Genomic DNA, 23,216 nt, shown 5'->3' with positions numbered 1-23,216 from the left:
ATCCGCTGAATGTATTGGAGCTTTGAGCCGTACCACCGTTGAGGCTGTAGCTGTAAGCACCTGTTCCGCCTTGTGCGGTGATGGTGATTTGTCCGTCAGCTGCGTTATTACACGAAACTTGCGAACTTGCATTGGCAGTAGCTGTAAGTTGATCAGGATTAGCAATGATGATATTGTTTAAAGTATAAGAACAGCCATTAGCATCTGAAACCACAACGGTATAAGTTCCGGCGGTTAATCCGTTGAATGTATTCGAGCTTTGAGCCGTACTGCCGTTGAGGCTGTAGCTGTAAGCACCTGTTCCGCCTTGTGCGGTGATGGTGATGTATCCGTCAGCAGCATTATTACACGAAACTTGCGAACTTGCATTGGCAGTAGCAGTGAGTTGAGAAGGATTACTGATTAGTATATTATTTAAGGTATAAGAACAACCATTGGCATCTGAAACCACAACGGTATAAGTTCCGGCGGTTAGTCCTGTGAATGTGTTGGAATTTTGAGCCGTTCCGCCGTTGAGGCTGTAGCTGTAAGCACCTGTTCCGCCTTGTGCGGTGATGGTGATGTATCCGTCAGCTGCGTTATTACACGAAACTTGCGAACTAGCATTGGCTGTAGCAGTGAGTTGAGACGGATTACTGATTAGTATATTATTTAAGGTATAAGAACAACCATTGGCATCTGAAACCACAACGGTATAAGTTCCGGCGGTTAATCCGCTGAATGTGTTCGAGCTTTGAGCCGTTCCGCCGTTGAGGCTGTAGCTGTAAGCACCTGTTCCGCCTTGAGCGTTGATGGTGATGTATCCGTCAGCAGCGTTATTACACGAAACTTGCGAACTTGCATTGGCAGTAGCTGTAAGTTGAGTAGGATTAGCAATGATGATATTGTTTAAAGTATAAGAACAACCATTGGCATCTGAAACCACAACGGTATAAGTTCCGGCTGTTAATCCGCTGAATGTGTTCGAGCTTTGAGCCGTTCCACCGTTGAGGCTGTATACGAATGGGGAAGTTCCTCCATTTACTGAAACGATTATTTGTCCATCATTTCCACTGTAGCAAGAAACCTGAGGACTCGAAATAACATTTACTGTGAGGCTATTAAAGACATTGAGAGTTAAGCTTAAGCATGCAGATACCCCACAACTATTTTCCCATCTTACATAATAAGTTGTTGTTGAAGTAGGAGGACTAATGGTAATAGAATTTCCTGTTCCTATAAGTGTATCTCCACAACTTCCTAAATACCAAGCTAAAGTAGTGCCTGAGCCTCCATTTGCAGTTAAAGTTATTGGCTGATTGTATGTCTGGCATATGTTATTATCACTTGCTGTTATTGATGTAGGAGCAGTGGGTAAGGGATTTATAGTAACATTAGCACTGGTCGTTTTATTACAATTATTTGTTGTATATGTATATGTTATTGTATAGCTTCCTGGTGCTGAATTTGTTAAATCAATTTCACCTGTAACTGGATTAATTATTAAATTATTAGGAACGGCTGAAAATGTTCCTCCTTGTACTCCATTAATATTTACTGAAGCAGTTCCTGTATTACAAAGATTATTAGCATATGAAATAGTAGCTGAATTAATGTTTAATTGAGTTTGAATAGGATTTACGAAGTCACCTAAAGATGCTGTTTCCGATGTGGATGCCTTTGTTTTTACCATTATTGTTTTAATGTTAAGCCCAAGACATGGATCGAAAGTTCCGAATAAAGCAGTAATATTAATGGCTGCTTCTACAAATTGATATGGAACGTATTGATTTGATCCGAAGGCTCCAAAGTCAACAGGAATTGTATTTAAATTAGTTTTTGCAAATGCAATGTTTGAAGGAACTGTAACTTCTATATACTTGTAAACAGAATTTACCAGTTTCCATGTATAAAAGCGAACAATACCACTGGAGCCTCCGTTGCTATATTCCATTGAAATAACAAAATCATTGACAGTTCTTCCATTATGGGGTCCAAATGAAGTAAAAGTTCCATTTTGATTTTTTGCCAATGTGTTTTGTAAAAATTCAAAATCAATATAACTTGTACCGCTTGTTGAAAGTCTGTCTGACGCTACAATAAGCCATGTGTTATTGTTGACATCGGTTGCTAAATGGAAAAGAGTTTTGTTAATATCATTTTTATTTGAAGCAGCACCTGTAGTCCAAACCCATGTGTTTGGGTTTTCATTAAATTTACTTGATTGGTAAATGTCATCATTGCCGTTAAAATCATCTATTATATATAAGGTATTAAACGGGTCTAAGGGAGTGCCATTATTATTTAACAAGTAACCTCCTGAACCTGTATTACTTAACCAATCACCAATTCCGTTTGTTGGAGTATTGGCTTTTAAGTCCCCATCTATTTCAAAACCTCCGTAAGGTTGAATAGTCGGGACAATCTGTGCTGTTAATATCAGATTTACAAAGAGAAAAATTCCTGTAAAAATGATGAATCTTATTTTATAACCAATCTTAGTCTTAAAGATTGAATTATTATGAGTAAAATTTTCCATATTCTTAAATTTATTTAGACAAATTAAAAATAAAAAAATACGAATACAAATGATTTGAAAAAAAATTCTTAGTTTTGCATAATGATATTTAAATTAAAATTGTAATTCAATAAGTTACAAAGTGTTAATAAATGTTAATAAAAACAAGGTATAAAATGGATTTTATATCTAAAATATTTAGAAAATAAAAAAAGCTGTCCCTTTTTTTGAGACAGCTATATAAAATGTAGCAAAAGTATAAGCCGGGTTCTGTTTTCATTTTCAAATGAAAATGAACTTCTATCATTTATCTTGACTCGCTATTGCTAGCGAGTTCCAGCGGTCTACCCCCCGACATTGGGCGAGCAACCCTTAGTTGCCGGTATACACGACCTTACAGCTCATGGGATGTACAGCTTCTATTGTCGCCAATAGAACTGGTGAGCTCTTACCTCACCTTTTCACCCTTATCTCGTTGCAAGCAACGAGACGGTTATTTTCTGTTACAGAGCCTTGCCTTACGACAACTTCCCGTTAGGAAGCATGATGCTCTATGCTGCCCGGACTTTCCTCCCCGTTGCATGGTGCAACGGAACGATAGAACCTTTTGCTATTATTGTTAATTCATTAATACTTCGTAATTTACTCCGTTGATGGTAACCGAAGCTTTATTATCGCATTGGTCGGTTGGACCATAATCAATGTATATAGGTTGATGTGTATCTACGGTGAGTGTTAGCTGTCCGCTGCGAATCCAACGACAACAGGTGCAAACGTTTAAGGGAGTGGTAATAACCATGGTATAATTTTTACCCGTACGTGTAACGCCATTGGCTGATCCTGTTACTAAATATTCATCGTCCCAAGGATTAAAAATTGTATTTTCGCCATTTATCCATTCGTTTTCGCGGGTACTATTCCATGTTCTGAAAGTAGTACCACTTGGGTCGGTTACTTTTCCATTTGTAACTACTACGCTGTAATGTAGATGGTTTTGACTATTACGTCCTAAGTTTGTAATTACTTTGGTGCCTTCTATTTTGTAATCGTTAACGTAATAATTTTGGGGTGTTACTGTAATTACACAGCCAGAGTCGCGGTACCATGTTGTGATGGTCATTATTATTTTGCCCCTACGATAATGCCCATCTGTTCCTAAGCAATTGGCAGTGCCAAAATCAACCGTAACGGTTTTAGGCCAGGTAGTTAAGTCAAAAGGAGTGATGGTAATAGTAGCACAACCATTAGCAAAAGCCCCCAAACTTGATTTACCGCTTAGACTATCGTCCATTTTCTTGCCACCTTGGCTGGCTTGCTTAAAAACATCATCAAACATATTGCTTGAAACAGCATCATCGCTCGCAGCAACAATCTCATCACTCAGTGGAGTTGTGTTGTTATTGGTGTTGTCTTTATTGTCTTTTTTACAAGCACTAAAAGCAACAAATGTTAAAACGAAAAGAATAAAAAGATTTTTCATAGTCTAAAAATTTAGTTAGATTTGCACAAATTTACAACAAAATCTGGTTTTATGAAAAATTTATTTTTAACCGCTTTATTTTTAGTGATGAGCGTTTTTTTATTTGCTCAAGAAAAATCTGAAATCAAAATCAAAACTTTTTTTCATTGTGCAAATGGTAAGGCATTGATTGAAAAAGAATTGGTTAAAGTCGATGGGGTGATGAATGTGGTTGCCGAGTTAGAAACAAAAATAGTTACGATTCACTACGATGCCACTAAACAAAATAAAGAAAGCTTAGTAAAAGCGATTGAAAAAATAGGTTATTTAACAGAATTTTCTTCTAAAGATGCAAAAATAAATAAAGCATGTAGCCACGATCATGGCGAACACGAAAATCATAAGGAATTGCACGAATAAAATCGTTTTCTTCGTCATAGTTGGTGGTATCATCAACTAATTTTTTCTGCGTCATTGCTATTCTTCAAATTTGTAGAAGAAGCAGTTTCAGCGTTACCTTCTTGTGCTAAATAGTTTTGTGGCGGTCCCTTCTCTTATTTTTTTTGCTTTTGATGACTTTAGGCGTGTTTTTCTTTTTTGCTTCATACCAATTCTTATTCTTTTTATAATAAGCAATCTTTCATGACTGATTTTATTGGTGTTGTTATCAAGTTCTTATCGATTATGATCTAAAATGATTAGAGCTTGTTACAGTAAAACCATAAAAAGGGTTTGATTCGGTTATATTTAAAAAAAATAAGTTAAAAAAAACAACTCTATTCAAAAATATTTTGTAAGTTTGAACATCATTTTAGATATTACTTATTATGAGAGTTGTTTATCCTATTCTTGCATTATTATTGGTTTTATTTAGTTTTCTAAATTGCAAAAAGCAAAACGATTTAATTGAACCTAAGGTTGTTGATAGTTTATTTTATACAACACAAGAAAAAGCATGGATATATGCAGCCGATTCTTCTACAGCTTTTACACCTTTTTCGGCTTTGGATTCGCAGCAATTAATTGTGTTAAAAAAGACTTCAAAAAATGTAAAAGTGCCAAACGATACTACTACCTATTTGGTTAGAAGAATGTTGAAAACCTATGCTCAATATGCTACTTATCAAAATTTAGCTGCACCTGAAATAGGTATCAACAGAAATATTATCATTGTTAAAAGACTCGATAAAAACGGCACGCCCACCGAAGTGATGATTAATCCCGTAATCACACAACATTCTAATTCCACATCAATAGTTCAGGAAATTTGTTTAACCTTACCCAATAATTATCCGGCCAGTGTAGAACGATATAATTTAATATTTCTTGAATATTATGACTTAGAAGGGATAAAGCACAGTGAAATGATCGAAAACCAAACGGCAGCTCTTGTTCAGCATGCCATGACCCATCTTGGTGGCGGAGTCTTGCCAGTAACGATCGATCCTTTAGCATTTACGGGGCAGGAAATTGATTCTATTATGAATCAAGCCGATTCTGTTCCTATGCGTATCTTTTTAACGACCATTTATACCGACTCACTTATATTACGTAAGCAAAGCATTGATGTTCGTCCCGATTCCAACGATGTTGTGTTAATGACCTTAATCAAGCGTATGCGAGCAGCTTTAGCCACCACAACAGGTGTTGGTATTGCTGCACCACAAGTAGGTATTAACCGAAATATCATTTGGGTAAAACGCCTCGATAAACCGGGAAAACCATTTGAAGTTTATTTGAACCCGAAAATTGTTATGACCAGCAGCAATACCGTTTTGTTTAATGGTGATGGCTGCTTATCGGTTCCGGGCATCACTGGTCGCACATTGCGATGGGCTGCAATCGGAATTGAATACGATTTACTCGATGGAACTCATCATACAGAAGTCGTTCAAGGTACTTCGAGTACTAATTTTACAGCAGTTATTTTTCAACATGAAATAGATCATTTAAATGGTATTTTATTTATTGACCGAATTGCAAAATCAATACAAAACAAATAAAATTACATAATTATGGGACTTTTTGACAAATTAAAAGGCGAATTTATTGATATCATTGAATGGCTCGATCCAACTAATGATACGATGGTATATCGTTTTGAACGCTATCAAAACGAAATTAAAAATGGTGCAAAACTTACCGTTCGTGAATCGCAGGTAGCCGTATTTATTAACGAAGGACAAATAGCAGATGTATTTCAACCGGGAATGTACACCCTTACTACCGAAAATTTACCCATTTTAGCCACTCTTAAAGGCTGGAAATACGGTTTTAATAGCCCTTTTAAGGCAGAAGTATATTTTCTTAATACTAAAAACTTTACCGATTTAAAGTGGGGGACTCCCAATCCTATTATGCTTCGCGATCCGGAATTTGGACCTATTCGTATTCGAGCTTTTGGTAATTATGCCATGCGTATTAAAGACCCCGTTCTATTTATTAAAGAAATTGTGGGAACCGATGGCAATTTTACCGTTGAAAAAATAGCTGAACAATTAAAAAATATTGTATTAACAAGGTTTACCGATGCCATAGGCGAAGCTAAAATACCTGTATTGGATATGGCTTCGAACTACGATGAGATTTCCAAATTTTTAGAAAATAAAATCAAGCCCGAATTTATGGAATATGGCATAGAACTGACCAAGTTCTTAATTTCCAATATTTCATTGCCACCCAATGTTGAAGAAGCCTTAGATAAACGCTCGAGTATGGGCATTATAGGCGATTTAAATAAATATACGCAATTTCAAGCAGCCGAGTCGATGACCGCAGCAGCTAATAATCCTTCGGGAACAGCCGGTGCTGGTTTAGGCATGGGAATGGGCTTTGCTATGGCTAACCAAATGGCCAATGCTATGAATACCAATCAAAACAATCAGCAGCAAAACCAACAAACACCACCTCCGGTACCACCGCAATTGCAGTTCTTTGCTGTGATTAATGGTCAGCAAGCCGGACCATTCGATATAAATGCGCTTAAACAAATGATTGCTCAAAATCAGATTACAAAGCAAACCTTAGTTTGGCGTCAGGGCATGGCAAATTGGGAAACAGCCGATAAAGTGGTAGAATTGCAAACATTGTTCGGGGCTGTTCCACCACCGATACCACCACAAGCATAGTTTTGTTTTATATTACTAATGATGTCGATAGAGAATCATTTTAAGTGTAATAATTGTGGAGGTAAGTTGATGTATCAACCAGCTTCCACAATATTAAAATGTTTGCAATGTAAGAGCGAATTTGCATTTGAGGTTAAACAGGAAAAATTTTCGTTACTTGATTTTGATAATAATGCTGCAGAAACACTTGCAAGCAATGAAACAGTTCAATATGTAAATTGCGATTCGTGTGGGGCACAAATTATTTTTTCAACTGCTTTAACCGATATTTGCCCTTTTTGTGCTAGCTCTATTGTCAATAAAAAATTATACGAGAAACAAAGTCGTCAATTGCAAGGTGTCATTCCATTTATTGTCTCACGCGAACAAGCATTTGCCAATTTTTCTAAATGGATTAAAAAGCTTCGGTTTGCACCTAACGATGTTACTCGTTTTGTTAAAATACAAGAAAATTTTAAGGGTGTTTATTTGCCTTATTATTTAATGAATTATAGTGCAAATGTTGAATACAAAGGAAAAGAAAGCGGTAAAAATGGTCAATATTACTCAGGTAAAAGAAAAATAGAACTTAAAAACATAGCGATCTTAGCTACTAATATTATACCAAGGCAATTCAAAGATAAGGCAGGATGGGATTTTTTAAGGTTAGAACCCTGGGATAATAAATGGCAATTTGAACAATTGAAACCTTTTCAAAAAGAATTTACCATTGGATATATAGCCGAAACACCTCAAATTTCTGTTTCCGAATTACTTCAAATATTTAAGGAAGAAAAAGATAAAACTTTAGGTGTTTCAAAGTTAGATGAGTTGGTAGAAGATGAATTAAATAGAAAGATTAAGAAAAAAGAATACCGTCAAATTCTTAATCAAGCTCACCTACAATTAAATGGCGATGAAGAAGGTTTAAGAGAAGCCATAGATAAAACCACCGATGAATTAGCTTCGAACGATGATAACCAGATTGTTTTTACCGATTTAAAATATTCTAACGAAAAGATTGAATATGCGGAGGTTTTATTACCTGTTTGGATTAGTGCTTTTCGATACAAAAACAAATTATATCGTTTTTTGGTTAATGGTTCAACAGGCGAAGTGGTGGGCGATAGACCTTACAGTTCGATTAAACTGGCTATTGCTTGGACATTAGCTGTCATAGCATTTCTTGCCATTGCTTTTTTAGTTTTTAATGAAGATAATAGTTACCTGATACTTATTGTTTTAGGTATAGTATATTTAATCATTCAATTTACGGATAAAGAAAACAAATGGAACAAGAAGAATTACTTAAAACCAATCAAGCGGACGTAACTTGCAAACAATGCGGTGCAAAGCTTGTATTTGCTCCCGGAACATCGCACCTTAAGTGTGAATATTGCGGTGCCGAAAATGAAATACACATTGAACCGACCATTATCGAAGAAATGGATTTTGAAAAATTCATTTCTGAACATGCCGACACTTTACCCAAACATCAAATATCTACGGTTCGTTGCGACGCCTGCGGAGCACAAACCACACTTAAAGATAATGTTGTTTCTGAATTGTGTCCATTTTGTGGAAGTGTTTTGGTAGTTAAAAATGCCGAAATACAAAACGTTATCAAGCCATGGTCGGTGTTGCCTTTTAAAATTGACGCCAAAGCTGCCTTTAGCCAATTTCAAACATGGCTACGCAAATTGTGGTTTGCGCCTAACGATTTAAAAAAATATGCAACCCAGCAAGAAAAACTTAAAGGATTGTATATCCCTTATTGGACTTTTGATAGCAAAACAACGACAAAGTATTCGGGCATGCGTGGCGACGATTATACTACTACCGAAACTTATACAACAACCGAGAATGGGCAGACCGTAACCCGAACCCGCACCGTGGTTCGTACTCGTTGGACGCCTGTTAGTGGAACGGTATATCTTAATTTTGACGACATCTTAGTATTGGCGAGTAAATCGCTTCCACAAAAATATACCGATAAATTAGAGCCTTGGAACTTGACCGATTTATTACCTTTTGACGAAAAGTTTTTGAGTGGTTTTAGAACCGAAACTTACCAGATAGATGTAAAAGAAGGCTTTGAAATTGGCAAAGAAAAAATGAACGATTTTATTCGTCAAGCTATACGAAGAGACATAGGTGGCGACCATCAACAAATATTATCCATGAATGTTCATCATGACGATGTAACTTTTAAACATATATTATTGCCTATTTGGATAAGTGCGTACCGATATAAGAAAAAAATATACCGATTTATGGTTAACGGTCAAACAGGCGAAGTGCAAGGTGAACGACCATGGAGCTGGATAAAAATTACGTTGGCAATTTTGGTGGGTTTGATTATCGTTGGAATTATTATTTACTTTGTAAATCAAAATAATTAGAATTTCATGTCAAAAGCTAATATTCCATATAATGTGCTAATACTGGGTTCCGGTGCTCGCGAACACACGCTTGCATGGAAAGTTGCTCAAAGCCAACGCCTCCACAAGTTATTTATCGCTCCGGGCAATGCAGGTACAGCATCTTTAGGAACCAATTTACCCATTAACCCACTCGATTTCGAAGCAGTCAAAAAAGCCATTGTCGAACATCAGATTGAAATGGTTATTGTTGGACCCGAAGAACCGATTGTAAAAGGTATAGCCGATTATTTAACCTCCGATCCCGATACCATTCATTGCCGAGTAGTAGCTCCTTTATCGCAAGGTGGCAAATTAGAAGGAAGCAAGTCGTGGGCTAAACAATTCATGCTCAAGTACAATATTCCGACAGCTAAATATCACATTGTAACTAAAGCTACCTTAAAAGAAGGTCAATCATTTTTGAAAACGTTTCACCCCCCTTATGTATTAAAAGCCGATGGTTTGGCAGCCGGCAAAGGTGTACTTATTATCAACGATTACGACGAAGCATGCCAAGCCCTACAGGATATGCTTGATGGAAAGTTTGGACAAGCAAGCGAGACAGTGGTCATTGAACAATTTTTGAAAGGAATTGAAGCATCGTTTTTTATTCTTACCGATGGCGAAAAATATCTTATTCTGCCCGAAGCTAAAGATTATAAAAGAATAGGAGAGGGTGATAGAGGCTTAAATACAGGTGGCATGGGATCCATTTCGCCGGTGCCTTTTATCGACAATGTTTTACGGAAAAAAATTGAAGATTTGATTGTACATCGTACAGTTTATGGTCTATTGCACGAAAAAATAAATTACAAAGGCTTTATATTTATTGGTTTGCTCATAAGCAATGGTGAACCTTATGTAATTGAATACAATGCACGTATGGGCGATCCCGAAACAGAAGTCGTGATTCCAAGAATCGAAAACGATTTATTAGAAATATTAGATGCCTTGTTTGAAGGCAACTTAAATGAACAACAGATTAAAATTAAAAACGATTTTTATACTTGTGTGGTTGCCGCATCTAAAGGTTATCCCGAAAAATATGAAAAAGGCAAATTGATAAAAGGCTTAGAAAAAGTCGATTCGCTTGTATTTCATGCTGGAACTGAGGCTAAACAAAATGAGATTTATACCCATGGTGGAAGGGTTTTAATGATGGTCGATAGCGGTAGAACCATTAAAGAATCGCTCGATAAAGTATATAATTCTCTTCAGAAAGTTGACTACGAAGGGATTTATTATCGCAAGGATATCGGATACGAATTTCAATAAAAATGATAAATAAACTATTTTATAACCAAAATTCTCTAAACTTTTGGTATTTTTTGGTTGTAGGTTTATGGGGTTTTATTATTACTTCTATTATAAATCACCATCCTTTGGTTATTAACTTTAGTTTTTCGCCTGTTTTTTTAAAGGATATTACCTTAAATACTTATGCTTCTATTGTACTTATTTACTTGATAATATTGGCGTCTGCATTTATTATGATGTCTATTAGTAAGGAGTTTGCTGACCATGTGGGATTATTGCTGCCCTCTATTGTTTTTGTATTACTAATAAATATATTAACCTCAACTTTTCTTGATTTTACAGCGGTATTGATAATACCATTTTTTCTATTAATTATTAAAATTATTATTTCATTATATGATAAACAAAAAGCATTCGAAGAAATTATTTATATTGGTTTCTTAAATGCTCTTATCTCTTTAATAAACATAGATTTTACCATTATTTTATTTTTGTCGTTTTTTAGCATTATCGTTATGCGACCATTTTATATAAAGGAATATATATTGCTTTTATTGAGTTATTTTTTTCCTTTTATATTTATGGATGCCATTATGTTTTTTATTAGCAATCAACATGTATTTTCCTTAATAAATCGGAACTCAGAAATTCAGCATTTTAATTATGCTCAATTTTTGTCATCCATATACCCTTTAATGATATTACTGATATTATCTTTTTTTACTGTTTCTAAATTTATCAATAGAAAAATAGGATTAAAGAAAATACGTACACGTCGCTTTTTTTTATGGTTACACATATCTTTAGTTATTGTTTGGCTTTTTCTTTTTAGTTTATCGTTACCTTCATTATATTATATAATTGTTGTTTTTATTGCATTATCATTATCGATTGTTTTAGTTAGTTTGGAAATTAAACGTCATGCAGTTTTATTACTTTTAGCTTTAATTATTTTAAATTTTTTAATCATTGTAATTATGTGATAAATACATGCGTTTCAGGATAGCATAAAAAAACATGTAATTTAAAAAAAGTTCTTGTATCTTTGCGGTCAAAAAAATGGAAAATAATACATACGTTGTTATAATGGCTGGCGGTATAGGAAGCCGCTTTTGGCCTCTAAGCACTAGCAATTATCCTAAACAATTTCTTGATATTTTAGGAACAGGAAAAACCTTTTTACAAGAAACCGCTGAACGTTTTCTTGAAATATGTCCATACAAAAATATGGTTATTGTAACTAATAAGGAATATAAAGATATTGTTAAGGTACAATTACCAGAAATTCCCGAGCCAAATATATTGCTCGAGCCTATGCGAAAAAATACGGCTCCATGTATTGCATACGCTAATTCGTATATTAAACAATTAAACGCAAATGCTAATATTGTTGTTTCTCCAGCCGATCATCTTATTTTAAATACTCAAAAGTTTATTAATATTATTCAAAAAGGTATTGAATTTGTTGCTCAAAACGATGCCCTTCTTACCATTGGTATTAAACCTAATCGGCCAGAAACAGGGTATGGTTATATTCAAATTAACCACGACGACAAAGCCAAAAATATTATTATGAGGGTAAAAACATTTACCGAAAAACCCAATTATGAGTTGGCAGAGTTTTTTTTAAAAAGCGGTGATTTTTTCTGGAATAGTGGCATTTTTTTATGGAATATCAAAACGGTAGAAAATTCGTTCGAGCAACACTTACCCGAAGTTTTTCATTTATTTAAAGAATATAATACAAGTGCTCAAAAAACGGAAGAAAAATTATCTTATATATACAGCGAATGCCCCAATATTTCTATTGATTACGGTATAATGGAAAAAGCAGATAATGTTTATGTTATTAAAGCCGATTTTGGTTGGTCTGATTTGGGCACTTGGGGATCGTTGTTTGAAAATTTAAAAAAAGATAAAAACAATAATATTATTAGAGGCAATATGGTATTTACCAATCTTGCAAGCGATAATTTTATTCAGATTCCTAACGATAAAATTGCAGTTATTAATGGCGTTTCGAACCTTATTGTGGTAGAACATAATAATATGCTTCTGATTTCGGATAAATTACAAGAGCAAGAAATTAAAACAGTTGTTAATAAAATTAATCTAAAATAATTACATCATTATTCTTTTTCATAAAAATTACTTTCTTTGAAAAAAATGAAATGGACCTATGATCAATTCATATTATCACCCCCCAAAAAAACATATAATCATTATTATTAATAACTTATAAACGTTAAACAAATGAAATATTTTTATTTATTTCTATTTACATTGATGTATAATTTTATTTTAGCCCAACAAGTACCCAACGGCGATTTTGAACAATGGTATAACGAAAGTAATTATCAGAATCCTACATACTGGGATACTCCTAATTCAACAACAGGGTCGTTAGGAATATTTTGTGTTTCTAAAGAAACGGGAATTGTTCAATATGGCAGTTCGTCTATAAAAATTGAATCAAAATCAATTTTCGGAACACCTATACCCGGATTAGCTACACTTGGTGATTTTAATGTCAATATTATTACTTTTGTGAGCACTATCGAGGGAGGCTATCCGTTTACATACAAACCAAGTGTTTTAAAAGGGTATTATCAATATGAACCCATGTATGGCGATCAGGCATTTATTGGCGTATTATTGCTTAAACAAAATGGTAATGTCTGGGATACCTTAGCACAAGGTAATTTTAAAACTACAAATACTGCATTAACATGGACACCTTTTACGGTTACCCTTAATTACACAAATTATCAAGATACTCCTACACATTTAAATATTATTATGTTATCGTCTGATAAAGATGCACCTCAACCCAATAGTATTTTATATGTCGATAACTTAACATTTGAATATCCGCTTGATATAAATATTCAACATGCTTACCAAGCAAAAGTTTTTAGTTGCGAAAAAAATATATTTATTCAAGATTTAATAGGAGAATCAAAAATTGAAGTTTATAACGAAATAGGACAGTTAATTAAGCATATCATTACTAATGATAATCTAATAAAAATTAATACTGAAAACTCAGGTTTTTATATAGTTAAGTTGAATAATCGCAATAATTCTTTTATTACTAAAGTAATGGTTAAATAAAATATGTCAAAGTATACTTTTTTATTGTTAATTTTTATTTCTTCGTTTACAGTTTTGACAGCACAACCCAAAAACTTTCATAATAAAAATATTTTTAAATTAAACCCATTAGGAGGGGCAGCAGCGGCAATACCCATTTCGGTTGAACGATTTTTTATTAAAAATTATTTTTCAATTGGTGGAACATATACTTTAATTTCTAATAAAAGTGGTTCCGGACAATCTACATACAACAATCATGGTTTTGTAATAATGCCTCAAGCACGCCATTATTTTTATAGCGATTCTATTACGGGTGTAGCCATTTTTATTGGTGGTTATTATACTTATGAAGAGTATTACAATACTACATTAGACAGATACAGTAATCCTATAAATGGTTCTGTAAAGGGTAAGGGTGGTGGAGTTATATTTGGTTCGCAATGGTTTTTAAAAAATGGATTTGTATTCGATTTTTACGTAGGGCCTGGATATACAGAATACATTCGTAATAGCAACTACGATAATAATGTAGCAAAAGGTGGCTTTTTAGTTAGTTTTACAGGTCCCAAAAATACTGGTACCAAAATTAAGCTAGGCTTATCTATTGGTTATTCCTTTTAAAATGTATTATATTGCTTTTTATCTATTATATTAGAACAATCTAAATGATAAAATAGAAGCAATGTGTAACTCTCACGTCATGGCAAGCGAGCGAACGCATCCCCTTACCGTCATTGCAATTCTTCTCTTAAAAAAGAGAAGAAGAAGCAATCTTCACCCCACACACAACACAATTTTAACGAGCATCGGGAATATTGCTTCTCCCGATTTTTCGGGATCAAAACACCATGCCAATCCTTCATTCGTAATGACGAGAAGGGATGGCAATGACAAATAAGAGCTTTATAAAGGTCTTATATCAATCTTATTTCAACCCATGTACAATGAATAAAAATATTCAACCAAGCTAATAAAAATAGTAATATTTTTAGAGTAATCAGCCTTACACTCATCGTCATACCGAGCCTGTCGAGGTATTACTGTACACACAACCTTAATGAGCATTGGGGTCATTCTTCGACAAGCTCAGAATGACGAGGAATTCGACAAGCACAGAATGACGAGAAAAAGCTGGATCTCGAAAAAAAAGCTTTTATTCATCAAGATTTCGATAAATTAAAAGAACTAAGACCTTTGTGTATTGTAAGATAATTAAAAAATAACTAATTTTGCCATAAAATAAATGAATTATGACAGAAGAAGTTCAGTTTTGCCTCGATTCCGCAAAAGAACAAATGGAAAAGGTAATTAAGCATCTTGAATCGGAGTTGCTTAAGATACGTGCTGGAAAAGCTTCGCCTATTATGTTAGATGGTATTTATGTCGATTATTATGGTGCAAAAACACCTTTAAATCAAGTAGCCAATGTTGCAGCTCCCGATCCTCGTTCTATTATTGTTCAGCCTTGGGATAAAAGCATGCTTGAACCAATCGAAAAAGCTATTCAGGCATCGAATTTAGGATTTAATCCACAAAATAATGGCGAAATTTTACGTATTATTGTTCCTCCATTAAGCGAAGAACGTCGTAAACAACTGGTAAAACAAGTAAAAAACGAAGGCGAAACAGCAAAAATTAGTATTCGTAACGCTCGCCGCGATGCTAACGAAGAATTAAAGCAACTTAAAAAAGATGGAGTTGCCGAAGATGAAATTAAAGAAGCCGAAGAAAAAATACAAAAAGCTACCGACCAATTTATTGCTAAGGTTGACGATATTTTAGCACTTAAAGAAAAAGAAATACTTACTATCTAATACTATAAGGCTTGAATAAACTTTTTTCGTATTTTTACGAAAAAAAAAAGCTGAACATATTTTTAATTATAGGATTATTTTTATTTACTGCTTACCTCTGTTTTATTGGGTGGAATGTATATTATTTATACCAATGTTTTTATTTAAAACCCTTTAAGCATTTTAGTGCAAAAAAAGTTTCTGTATTAGTTGCCATACGAAACGAAGAGGAAAATATTCAACCATTTATTTTTCAAATACTCCAACAATCATATAAAAACTTTGAACTTATTTTAATAAACGACCATTCGACCGATAAAACAAAAAATATTATATCAAAATTCAAAGATAATAGAATTAAATGTTATGAGCTACCAAATGAACTTGCTGGTAAAAAAAACGCTATTAAATATGGATTGTCGATGTGTAGTGCTGAGTGGGTTGTTTTTACCGATGCCGATGTAGAATTAAAAAACGATTGGTTAGTATCGTACTTAAATTTTTTTGATAGCGATGCTATGATAATTGCACCGGTACAAATAAAAATAAACTCCAATCGATTTTTTTATGTTTTTCAACAACTCGATTTTGCAGCCATGCAATTTATTACCATGGCTTCTACTATTGCTCAAAAAGCTTTTATTTGCAATGGCGCTAATATGGCTATGCCTAAAATAAGAGCATTATACTATACACAAAAAATGAATATGGCTATCCCTTCGGGCGACGATGTTTTTATGCTTCACGAACATATAAAACAACAAGGTAAAGTCTATTTAAATTTAAATCCATCGTCGGTAGTAAACATAAAACCATCAAATAATTTAAATGAATTTTTGAGGCAACGTTTACGTTGGGCATCGAAAGCCAAATATTTTAAAAACAATATGGCAGTCTTTACAAGTTGGCTTATCTTTTTAATTCATTTTTATTTGTTTGTCGGTATTATTTTTTCTATATTTCATACACCCATGTTACTTTTTATATTTTTGTTTTTCATAATTAAAATGTTAATCGATTTACCTCTATTTCTCATAGGGCAAAAGTTTATTCACTTACATCGACGTTGGTATTTATATTATCCATTTGTTTCTTTAATTTACTTTGTTTATATTAGCACAATAGCTGCAATAGCGGCTTTTAGACCTGTTATTTGGAAAAATAGAAAATGGAATAAAACATGAAAGCTAAAAAAACACATCGAATTGTTTCGCAAAATACCATCACGCAAATTGATATTTGGTCTATTTTATCGCAAAAACCTATGCACGTTTTAGTGAAGCTTATAGCCGAAAATTGCCAACTACCTTATACTAAAGAAGAAAAATCAGAATACTATGTTTATTCGTTTAAAAATGAAAGCTGTAACTTATTTCTTTTAAAAAATACGAATATTGATTTTTTGAAAGAACAGGTATTCGATTATTTATTAATTTTAACTCACAGTTCTATTGACGAAGCTAAAAAAAAAGAAATCATTAACAAGATTAAAAAAAATGAAAACATTTTAGGACTATACAATATTAAACTCAATAAAAAAATTACCCAAAAGTTATTCGAAGTTTTATATTAAAATATGTGTTTTAGTATTTCTTTTATTGAAACAAGTCCACAAAAATATGCTGAGCAATATAGCATATTATTGAACAAAAAAATCAATACCAACCAAATATGTTCATTCAATCTTTATTACTTTGTTAGCGGATTTCAATTTCCCGTTTTGCCAATTGTAACTTACCATAGCATTGTGATGTCATCGTGGGGACTTATACCTTCTTGGGCAAAAAATGCGAATGACATTCGTAGCAAAACACTTAATGCTATGGGCGAAACTATTTTTGAAAAACCATCGTTCAGAGATGCTATTAAAAAACAACGTTGTGTATTAGGGGTGCGAGGATTTTATGAGTGGCGTTTCTATAATGGAAAAAAATACCCTTATTTTATTGAACATATTGAACATAAATATTTGCATTTAGGTTGTATTTACAATGAATCGATTGATTATCAAACTGGAGAAAAAAAACATAGCTTTAGTATTATAACAACACCAGCTAATCGTTTGATGGAAAAAATTCATAACCAAAAAAAACGCATGCCATTAATTCTGCCCGAACAACATCTTTATTCGTGGCTCGATGAGAATACATCTAAACAACATATCGAAAACCTCATTAAACCCATCAATGAGGGCATACTCCATGCCTATACCGTTGCACCTGTAGTAAGTTCAATTAAAGAAAACCGCAATATACCCACAGTTTTAGAACCATATTATTACGAAGAATTAAAGAATAAACAATGAATTCCAACATAAAACACAAAAAAAACTATATAAACGTATTTTTATGCTTGATAAATTTTATTTTCATAACACCTACCTATGCCCAATGGAACGATTCATTTGAACAACATAAAACCTACATCTTAAATATTAAAACCAATCCATTTACAATATTTCAAGGTCCTATTTTATATACAGCCGAATATCGCTTAGGATTCGAAAAACCTATTGCCACTTTTTCTACTATACAAATTATGGCTGCTTATCTTGGTAAATCGCCATATGTTTATTTAGCCGAAGCCGCTATGAGCTATAACGACGAAATAAAAATTAACGGATATCGTTTTCAGGCCGAATATAAATATTATTTTTTGGCTCGTAAAAAGGGCACTTCACCTTTTGAAGGTTTTTATACAGCTGCTAATGCTTCCTATTCAAAAGCTTATATTACCAATTATTATTTTAAAATGAGAGCACAGGGCATAAATGCTACTTATCAATATATTGCCTTAAAATTTGGATACCAGCACACTGTAAATAACTATACCTTCGATTTTTTTTATGGCATGGGTTATCGCGATATTACTTGGCAAAGCAATCTTCCCTATAGCAATACCCAAAAATTAAATAGAGGCGACTTTGTACCTTTTGATAATGCTATAAAAATACTTTTAGGTTTTAACATAGGATTTCGAATTTAAAAATATTATTTTTGCAAAAAAAACAAATATGAGTTATTTATTTACTTCAGAATCTGTATCCGAAGGTCATCCCGATAAAGTGGCCGATCAAATTTCCGATGCATTATTAGATGCTTTCTTAACGGTTGATAGTGAGTCGAAAGTAGCTTGCGAAACATTAGTAACAACTGGCTTGGTTGTATTAGCTGGTGAAGTACGAACCGAAGGGTATGTCGATGTGCAAGAAGTAGCACGCCGAGTTGTAAATAGAATCGGTTATACCAAAGCCGAATATATGTTCGATGGCAATAGTTGTGGTGTAATAAGCTCTATACACGAACAATCGCCCGATATTCGCCAGGGAGTAGTTCGTAAAAATCCCGAAGAACAAGGCGCAGGCGATCAAGGAATGATGTTTGGCTATGCTTGCCGCGAAATGGAAAATTTTATGCCCATGCCCATTGAACTGGCACATATGTTTGTACAAGAGTTAGCCGCTATTCGCCGAGAAGGAAAACAGATGCTCTATTTACGCCCCGACTCCAAATCGCAAGTTACTGTCGAATACGACGATAATGGTAATCCTAAACGTATTGATACCATTGTAATTTCGACCCAACACGATGAATTTGTTAAACCCGAAAACAATACCGAAAAAGCACGTAAAGCCGCCGAGAAGAAAATGCACGATACCATATACAAAGATGTTCAAGAAATACTTATTCCACGAGTAAAAAAACAACTGCCCAAAAAAGTTCAAAAATTATTCGATTTTAAATATAAATTACATGTAAACCCAACCGGTTTATTTATCATTGGTGGACCTCATGGCGATACAGGATTAACAGGCCGAAAAATTATTGTCGATACCTATGGTGGGCGTGGTGCTCATGGTGGTGGAGCTTTTTCGGGCAAAGACCCATCCAAAGTTGACCGATCGGCTGCATATGCTATGCGTCATGTAGCTAAAAATATGGTTGCTGCTGGTATCTGCGACGAAGTATTGGTACAAGTTGCTTATGCTATTGGAGTAGCACAACCCGTCGGATTTTATGTTAATACTTATGGCACAGCCAAAGTTAAAGATGCCAAAGGAAAAACTTTAAGCGATGGCGAAATTGCACGCAAAATTCAAGAAATATACGACATGCGACCTTATGCAATCATTAAGCATCTTGGACTAAAAAATCCAATATACGAACCTACTGCTGCATACGGACATTTTGGACGCGAACCTTACAAGAAAAAAGTAGAAATTACAATCCCAAACGGTAACGGAATTGAAAAAAATTGTTATAACAAAAAAATAAAAAAAGAAATAGAATTCTTTACCTGGGAAAAACTCGACTACGTTGATACATTTAAAAAAGCATTTAAAATTAAATAAAGCACTTTTGCAAATATTGATACAAAAGATATAAAAAATATTTTTTAATATCTAGCATATTACACCCTTTTTTGTTCATAACTATTTTTTCAAAATTGGGGTATTTGCATTAACTTTGTAAAAGTGAATTTATATTTATGTTTGAAGATTTTTTAGAATTTGATATCGATAGTTGGGATCAGAGCTTTAGAGAAGCCGTTAAAAAAGATACGCACTTATATGCTCCAGTTGAAGTGTACGAATTTTTAATTGATTATTACTTTAATGAAGGAAAAAATAACTATGCCGAAAAGGCCATTGAGTGGGGCATTTATTTATATCCCACATCGAGTGAAATTTTGTTAAAAAAAGGTTATTTTTTATATAGACGAAAACGATTCAACGAAGCTATTCAAACTTTAAAAAATGCTTATATATACGACCGAGACAATATTATGGCCGTTATTTATATTGCACTTTGCCACATCGAATTAGGCAATATCGCCAAAGCCCAAAAATATCATCAACTATCTTTACAATTATTAACTGAAATTGAGCAAAATGATAATATATTTGATAACGATGAACACGATGACGAGGGATTAGAATTCAACCCATACGTTCATATTATATTTCAACTCAACGATATATTACAAATCGAATTTGTTAAAAACGATTTTGAGCAACCTTTCATTGTCGAAAAAAAACTTAGAAAAAAAGATAAATATAAAATCGATTTTATCGAATCTATTTTATTAAATATAACGGTTTCCGATAAGGAAAAAAATTCAAAAGCCTACTGGCTCGAAAATATCGCGTTATGCAATTCGTTACAAAACAAGCTAAACAAAAGCATAAAATATATCGAAAAAGCGATTCAAATATTCCCTTACAGTGTCGAATATTGGGTGATTTTAGCTATTTTACAAATAAGAGCCAAGAAATACGAAGAAGCACTCGAAAGTGTTGAATACGCCATTGCTATATTTCCCGAACACCCTCAAGCACTTTATACCTATGCAACCATACTTTATTATTTAAAAAAATATGAAAAATCGCTCGAAGTATATTTAACCATTATCGAATTAGATTTAGGCGACGAGTCGGAAGTGTTTCTAAATATTGGTAAATGTTACGAAAATCTTAACGATTACTTAAATGCAACAGCCTATTATTTAAAATCGTACGAAAGCAACCCCGAAAACATACAAGCATTGGTTAACTTGGGTGGACTTTTCTTAATGCTACACGATTACGATATGGCTCATCATTATTTGTTTTTAGCACAAAAAGTTAACAACGAGGATCCTGAACTTAACTTTAATCTTGCCGATTTAATGTATCATCAAAGAAATTATCATAAAGCTCTTATATACATAAATAAAGCCTTATCGCAAATTCCCGACGAAGTAGATTATATTTTGTTACAATCCGAAATTTATCAAGCCAAAGGCAACATAAATAAAAGCATTGTTGTACTAGAAAAAGCCCTTAACCAGGTAGAAGAAAATGTTCGTATTCAATATCGTTTGGCCGGTTTATATTTACTCGAAGACCGTAGAGCCGATGCTTATCAATTTTTAAGTCAGGCTGTTGTTAAAGACCCCAGTTATATATCAATATTTTTGGAAACATTTCCTCAAGCAAAAAATGATAAATTATTTAAAGGCTTATTAAATTTGCACGATAAAAAATAAATATAATTTATGAATTTTAAATTACCATTTATACCTGAACGCACCCAAAAACCTAGAGATAAGGGATTAGCCATGATTATGGATAAAGGCTTGAGTACACAAGAAGCGGCTAACCTTTGCGAAATAGGCGGCGACTATGTCGATTTTGTTAAATTTGGCTTTGGAACTTCGCTTGTTTCTAAAAATATTAAAGAAAAAATAAAAATATACCGTTCGTGTGGTATTCGCCCTTATTTTGGAGGTACGCTATTCGAAGCTTTTCTTATTCGTAATATGTTCGACGAATACCGCCGTTTTGTCGACGAACACCAGCTCGATTTAGTCGAAGTATCCGATGGCTCAATGGTACTCGAACATAATAAAAAATGCGAATATATTTATCAACTTTCAAAACAATATACTGTGCTTTCTGAAGTTGGTTCAAAAGAAGAAAGCATTATTATTACTCCAGCCAAATGGATAAAAATGATGAAAAAAGAACTTGAAGCAGGTGCATTCAAAGTGATAGCCGAAGCACGCGAAAGCGGCAATGTAGGCATTTATCGCTCCAACGGAAGCGCCCATGTGGTACTTATCAATAAAATACTATCGGCAATTGATGGTGATAAAATCATTTGGGAAGCACCCAACAAATCGCAGCAAGTTTGGTTTGTTCGTTTGCTTGGTCCTAACGTTAATTTAGGAAACATAGCACCTGCCGAAATCATTTCGCTCGAAACCATTCGATTGGGGTTACGAGGCGACACCTTTTACCAATTTTTGCCCGAAGAACTCCACCCCGATGATTAATTTTTTTTTTTCAAAAAAATAATTATATATTTGTACCAAGTTCTTTGACCGATTGTGATTATTAAAATTCGTTAATAAATGTTAAAAATTTGTTAAAACGACATTATTGCAAATTGTTGAAATGTTAAAAAAGTGTTAAAATCGCTAAATGCGTGCAGGGTGTTGAAATGTTAACAAATGTTAATTTTAACTTAAATTTTCTTAAACGATACTGATTATCAAATCATTAAAAATCTGCTGTCGTAGTACATTGTCCATTTTCGTTCCGAAAAGGAATTTAGGAGCCAAAGCGAACTAAATTCCTGAGTAGTGGTTTTTGTAGTTGGCATTCGGACGAATCCTTTTGCTACAATAGGAAAAACAAGGATTAAGACAAGTCGCCTTGTAAATTTATATACAATTTTTCATCTTGTCGTAGTACATTGTCCATTTTCGTTCCGAATAGGAATTTAGGAGCAAAAGCGAACTAAATTCCTGAGCAGTGGTTTTTGTAGTTGGCATTCGGACGAATCCTTTTGCTACAATAGGAAAAACAAGGATTAAGACTTTCCGCCAAAGGTTATTGAAATAAACTCTTCATCGTTGTCGTAGTACATTGTCCATTAAAATTCTACCAACAACTAACGTTGTTTGGAAGAACTTCGCAAGGATTAAGACGTGGTAATGTGGAAATTAGGAAATTTGGAAATGTGGGTGTCGTCGTGCATAGTCCATTAAAATTCTACCAACAACTAACGTTGTTTGGAAGAACTTCGCAAGGATTAAGAC

The 23,216-nt window shown here is 33.7% G+C and carries 20 protein-coding genes and 1 other RNA gene; 18 read left to right on the top strand and 3 right to left on the bottom strand.

Annotated features, from left to right (window positions below; genetic code table 11):
* From HPY79_10265 to HPY79_10255, 3 genes are all read right to left on the bottom strand, one after another.
* Nucleotides 1–2,518 (bottom strand): SprB repeat-containing protein (locus HPY79_10265; GenBank protein ID NSW46183.1); only part of this gene is annotated, 2,518 nt, incomplete at its 3' end.
* Between the two features lie 222 nt (nt 2,519–2,740).
* Nucleotides 2,741–3,111: RNase P RNA component class A (gene rnpB, locus HPY79_10260), an RNA gene on the bottom strand.
* 5 nt (nt 3,112–3,116) lie between these two features.
* Nucleotides 3,117–3,977, bottom strand: a complete 861-nt coding sequence (locus HPY79_10255) for a hypothetical protein (protein ID NSW46182.1) — start codon at nt 3,975–3,977, stop codon at nt 3,117–3,119.
* Between the two features lie 51 nt (nt 3,978–4,028).
* Between HPY79_10255 and HPY79_10250 the strand changes: the two genes are divergently transcribed.
* The 18 genes from HPY79_10250 to HPY79_10165 all read left to right on the top strand — a co-directional run bounded on the left by HPY79_10250 (nt 4,029) and on the right by HPY79_10165 (nt 22,448).
* A complete protein-coding gene (locus tag HPY79_10250) occupies nt 4,029–4,376 on the top strand; it encodes a heavy-metal-associated domain-containing protein (GenBank protein ID NSW46181.1) in 348 nt (115 codons plus the stop codon).
* A 407-nt stretch (nt 4,377–4,783) separates the two neighbouring features.
* A complete protein-coding gene (locus tag HPY79_10245) occupies nt 4,784–5,959 on the top strand; it encodes a peptide deformylase (protein ID NSW46180.1) in 1,176 nt (391 codons plus the stop codon).
* 12 nt (nt 5,960–5,971) lie between these two features.
* Nucleotides 5,972–7,084 carry an SPFH domain-containing protein gene (locus HPY79_10240; GenBank protein ID NSW46179.1) on the top strand — a complete coding sequence of 371 codons (1,113 nt, stop codon included), beginning with the start codon at nt 5,972–5,974 and terminating at the stop codon, nt 7,082–7,084.
* A gap of 18 nt (nt 7,085–7,102) precedes the next feature.
* The gene (locus HPY79_10235; protein ID NSW46178.1) at nt 7,103–8,395 is read left to right on the top strand and encodes a hypothetical protein; all 1,293 of its coding nucleotides are present in this window, start codon (nt 7,103–7,105) and stop codon (nt 8,393–8,395) included.
* The gene (locus tag HPY79_10230) at nt 8,353–9,465 is read left to right on the top strand and encodes a hypothetical protein (GenBank protein ID NSW46177.1); all 1,113 of its coding nucleotides are present in this window, start codon (nt 8,353–8,355) and stop codon (nt 9,463–9,465) included. The genes HPY79_10235 and HPY79_10230 overlap by 43 nt, the downstream gene beginning before the upstream one ends.
* Before the next feature lie 6 nt (nt 9,466–9,471).
* Complete coding sequence (gene purD / locus HPY79_10225) at nt 9,472–10,761, top strand: phosphoribosylamine--glycine ligase (GenBank protein ID NSW46176.1); 1,290 nt, start codon at nt 9,472–9,474, stop codon at nt 10,759–10,761.
* Nucleotides 10,762–10,763: 2 nt separating this feature from the next.
* Entirely contained in the window at nt 10,764–11,726 is a 963-nt protein-coding gene (locus HPY79_10220) for a hypothetical protein (GenBank protein NSW46175.1), read from the top strand.
* Between the two features lie 76 nt (nt 11,727–11,802).
* A complete protein-coding gene (locus HPY79_10215) occupies nt 11,803–12,864 on the top strand; it encodes a mannose-1-phosphate guanylyltransferase (GenBank protein ID NSW46174.1) in 1,062 nt (353 codons plus the stop codon).
* A 132-nt stretch (nt 12,865–12,996) separates the two neighbouring features.
* Entirely contained in the window at nt 12,997–13,857 is an 861-nt protein-coding gene (locus HPY79_10210; protein NSW46173.1) for a PCMD domain-containing protein, read from the top strand.
* Nucleotides 13,858–13,860: 3 nt separating this feature from the next.
* Nucleotides 13,861–14,460: a DUF3575 domain-containing protein gene (locus HPY79_10205; GenBank protein NSW46172.1), complete on the top strand. Its 600-nt coding sequence runs from the start codon at nt 13,861–13,863 to the stop codon at nt 14,458–14,460.
* A gap of 629 nt (nt 14,461–15,089) precedes the next feature.
* Nucleotides 15,090–15,653: a ribosome recycling factor gene (gene frr, locus HPY79_10200; protein NSW46171.1), complete on the top strand. Its 564-nt coding sequence runs from the start codon at nt 15,090–15,092 to the stop codon at nt 15,651–15,653.
* A gap of 11 nt (nt 15,654–15,664) precedes the next feature.
* Nucleotides 15,665–16,816: a glycosyltransferase gene (locus HPY79_10195; protein ID NSW46170.1), complete on the top strand. Its 1,152-nt coding sequence runs from the start codon at nt 15,665–15,667 to the stop codon at nt 16,814–16,816.
* Entirely contained in the window at nt 16,813–17,205 is a 393-nt protein-coding gene (locus HPY79_10190; protein ID NSW46169.1) for a hypothetical protein, read from the top strand. Before HPY79_10195 ends, HPY79_10190 begins: the two co-directional genes overlap by 4 nt.
* A 3-nt stretch (nt 17,206–17,208) precedes the next feature.
* Nucleotides 17,209–17,937, top strand: a complete 729-nt coding sequence (locus HPY79_10185; GenBank protein NSW46168.1) for an SOS response-associated peptidase — start codon at nt 17,209–17,211, stop codon at nt 17,935–17,937.
* A 47-nt stretch (nt 17,938–17,984) separates the two neighbouring features.
* On the top strand, nt 17,985–18,617 hold the full coding sequence (locus HPY79_10180) for a hypothetical protein (GenBank protein NSW46167.1): 633 nt from the start codon (nt 17,985–17,987) through the stop codon (nt 18,615–18,617).
* Between the two features lie 28 nt (nt 18,618–18,645).
* On the top strand, nt 18,646–19,983 hold the full coding sequence (locus HPY79_10175) for a methionine adenosyltransferase (GenBank protein NSW46166.1): 1,338 nt from the start codon (nt 18,646–18,648) through the stop codon (nt 19,981–19,983).
* 137 nt (nt 19,984–20,120) lie between these two features.
* Complete coding sequence (locus HPY79_10170) at nt 20,121–21,659, top strand: tetratricopeptide repeat protein (GenBank protein ID NSW46165.1); 1,539 nt, start codon at nt 20,121–20,123, stop codon at nt 21,657–21,659.
* A gap of 9 nt (nt 21,660–21,668) precedes the next feature.
* On the top strand, nt 21,669–22,448 hold the full coding sequence (locus tag HPY79_10165; protein ID NSW46164.1) for a phosphosulfolactate synthase: 780 nt from the start codon (nt 21,669–21,671) through the stop codon (nt 22,446–22,448).
* The last annotated feature ends 768 nt before the right edge of the window (nt 22,449–23,216 follow it).

The sequence above is a fragment of the Bacteroidales bacterium genome (assembly GCA_013314715.1).
Taxonomy (GTDB): Bacteria; Bacteroidota; Bacteroidia; order Bacteroidales; family GWA2-32-17; genus Ch61.
Note: the sequence above shows the minus strand (reverse complement) of the source record. Positions and strands in the feature narration are given on the sequence as shown.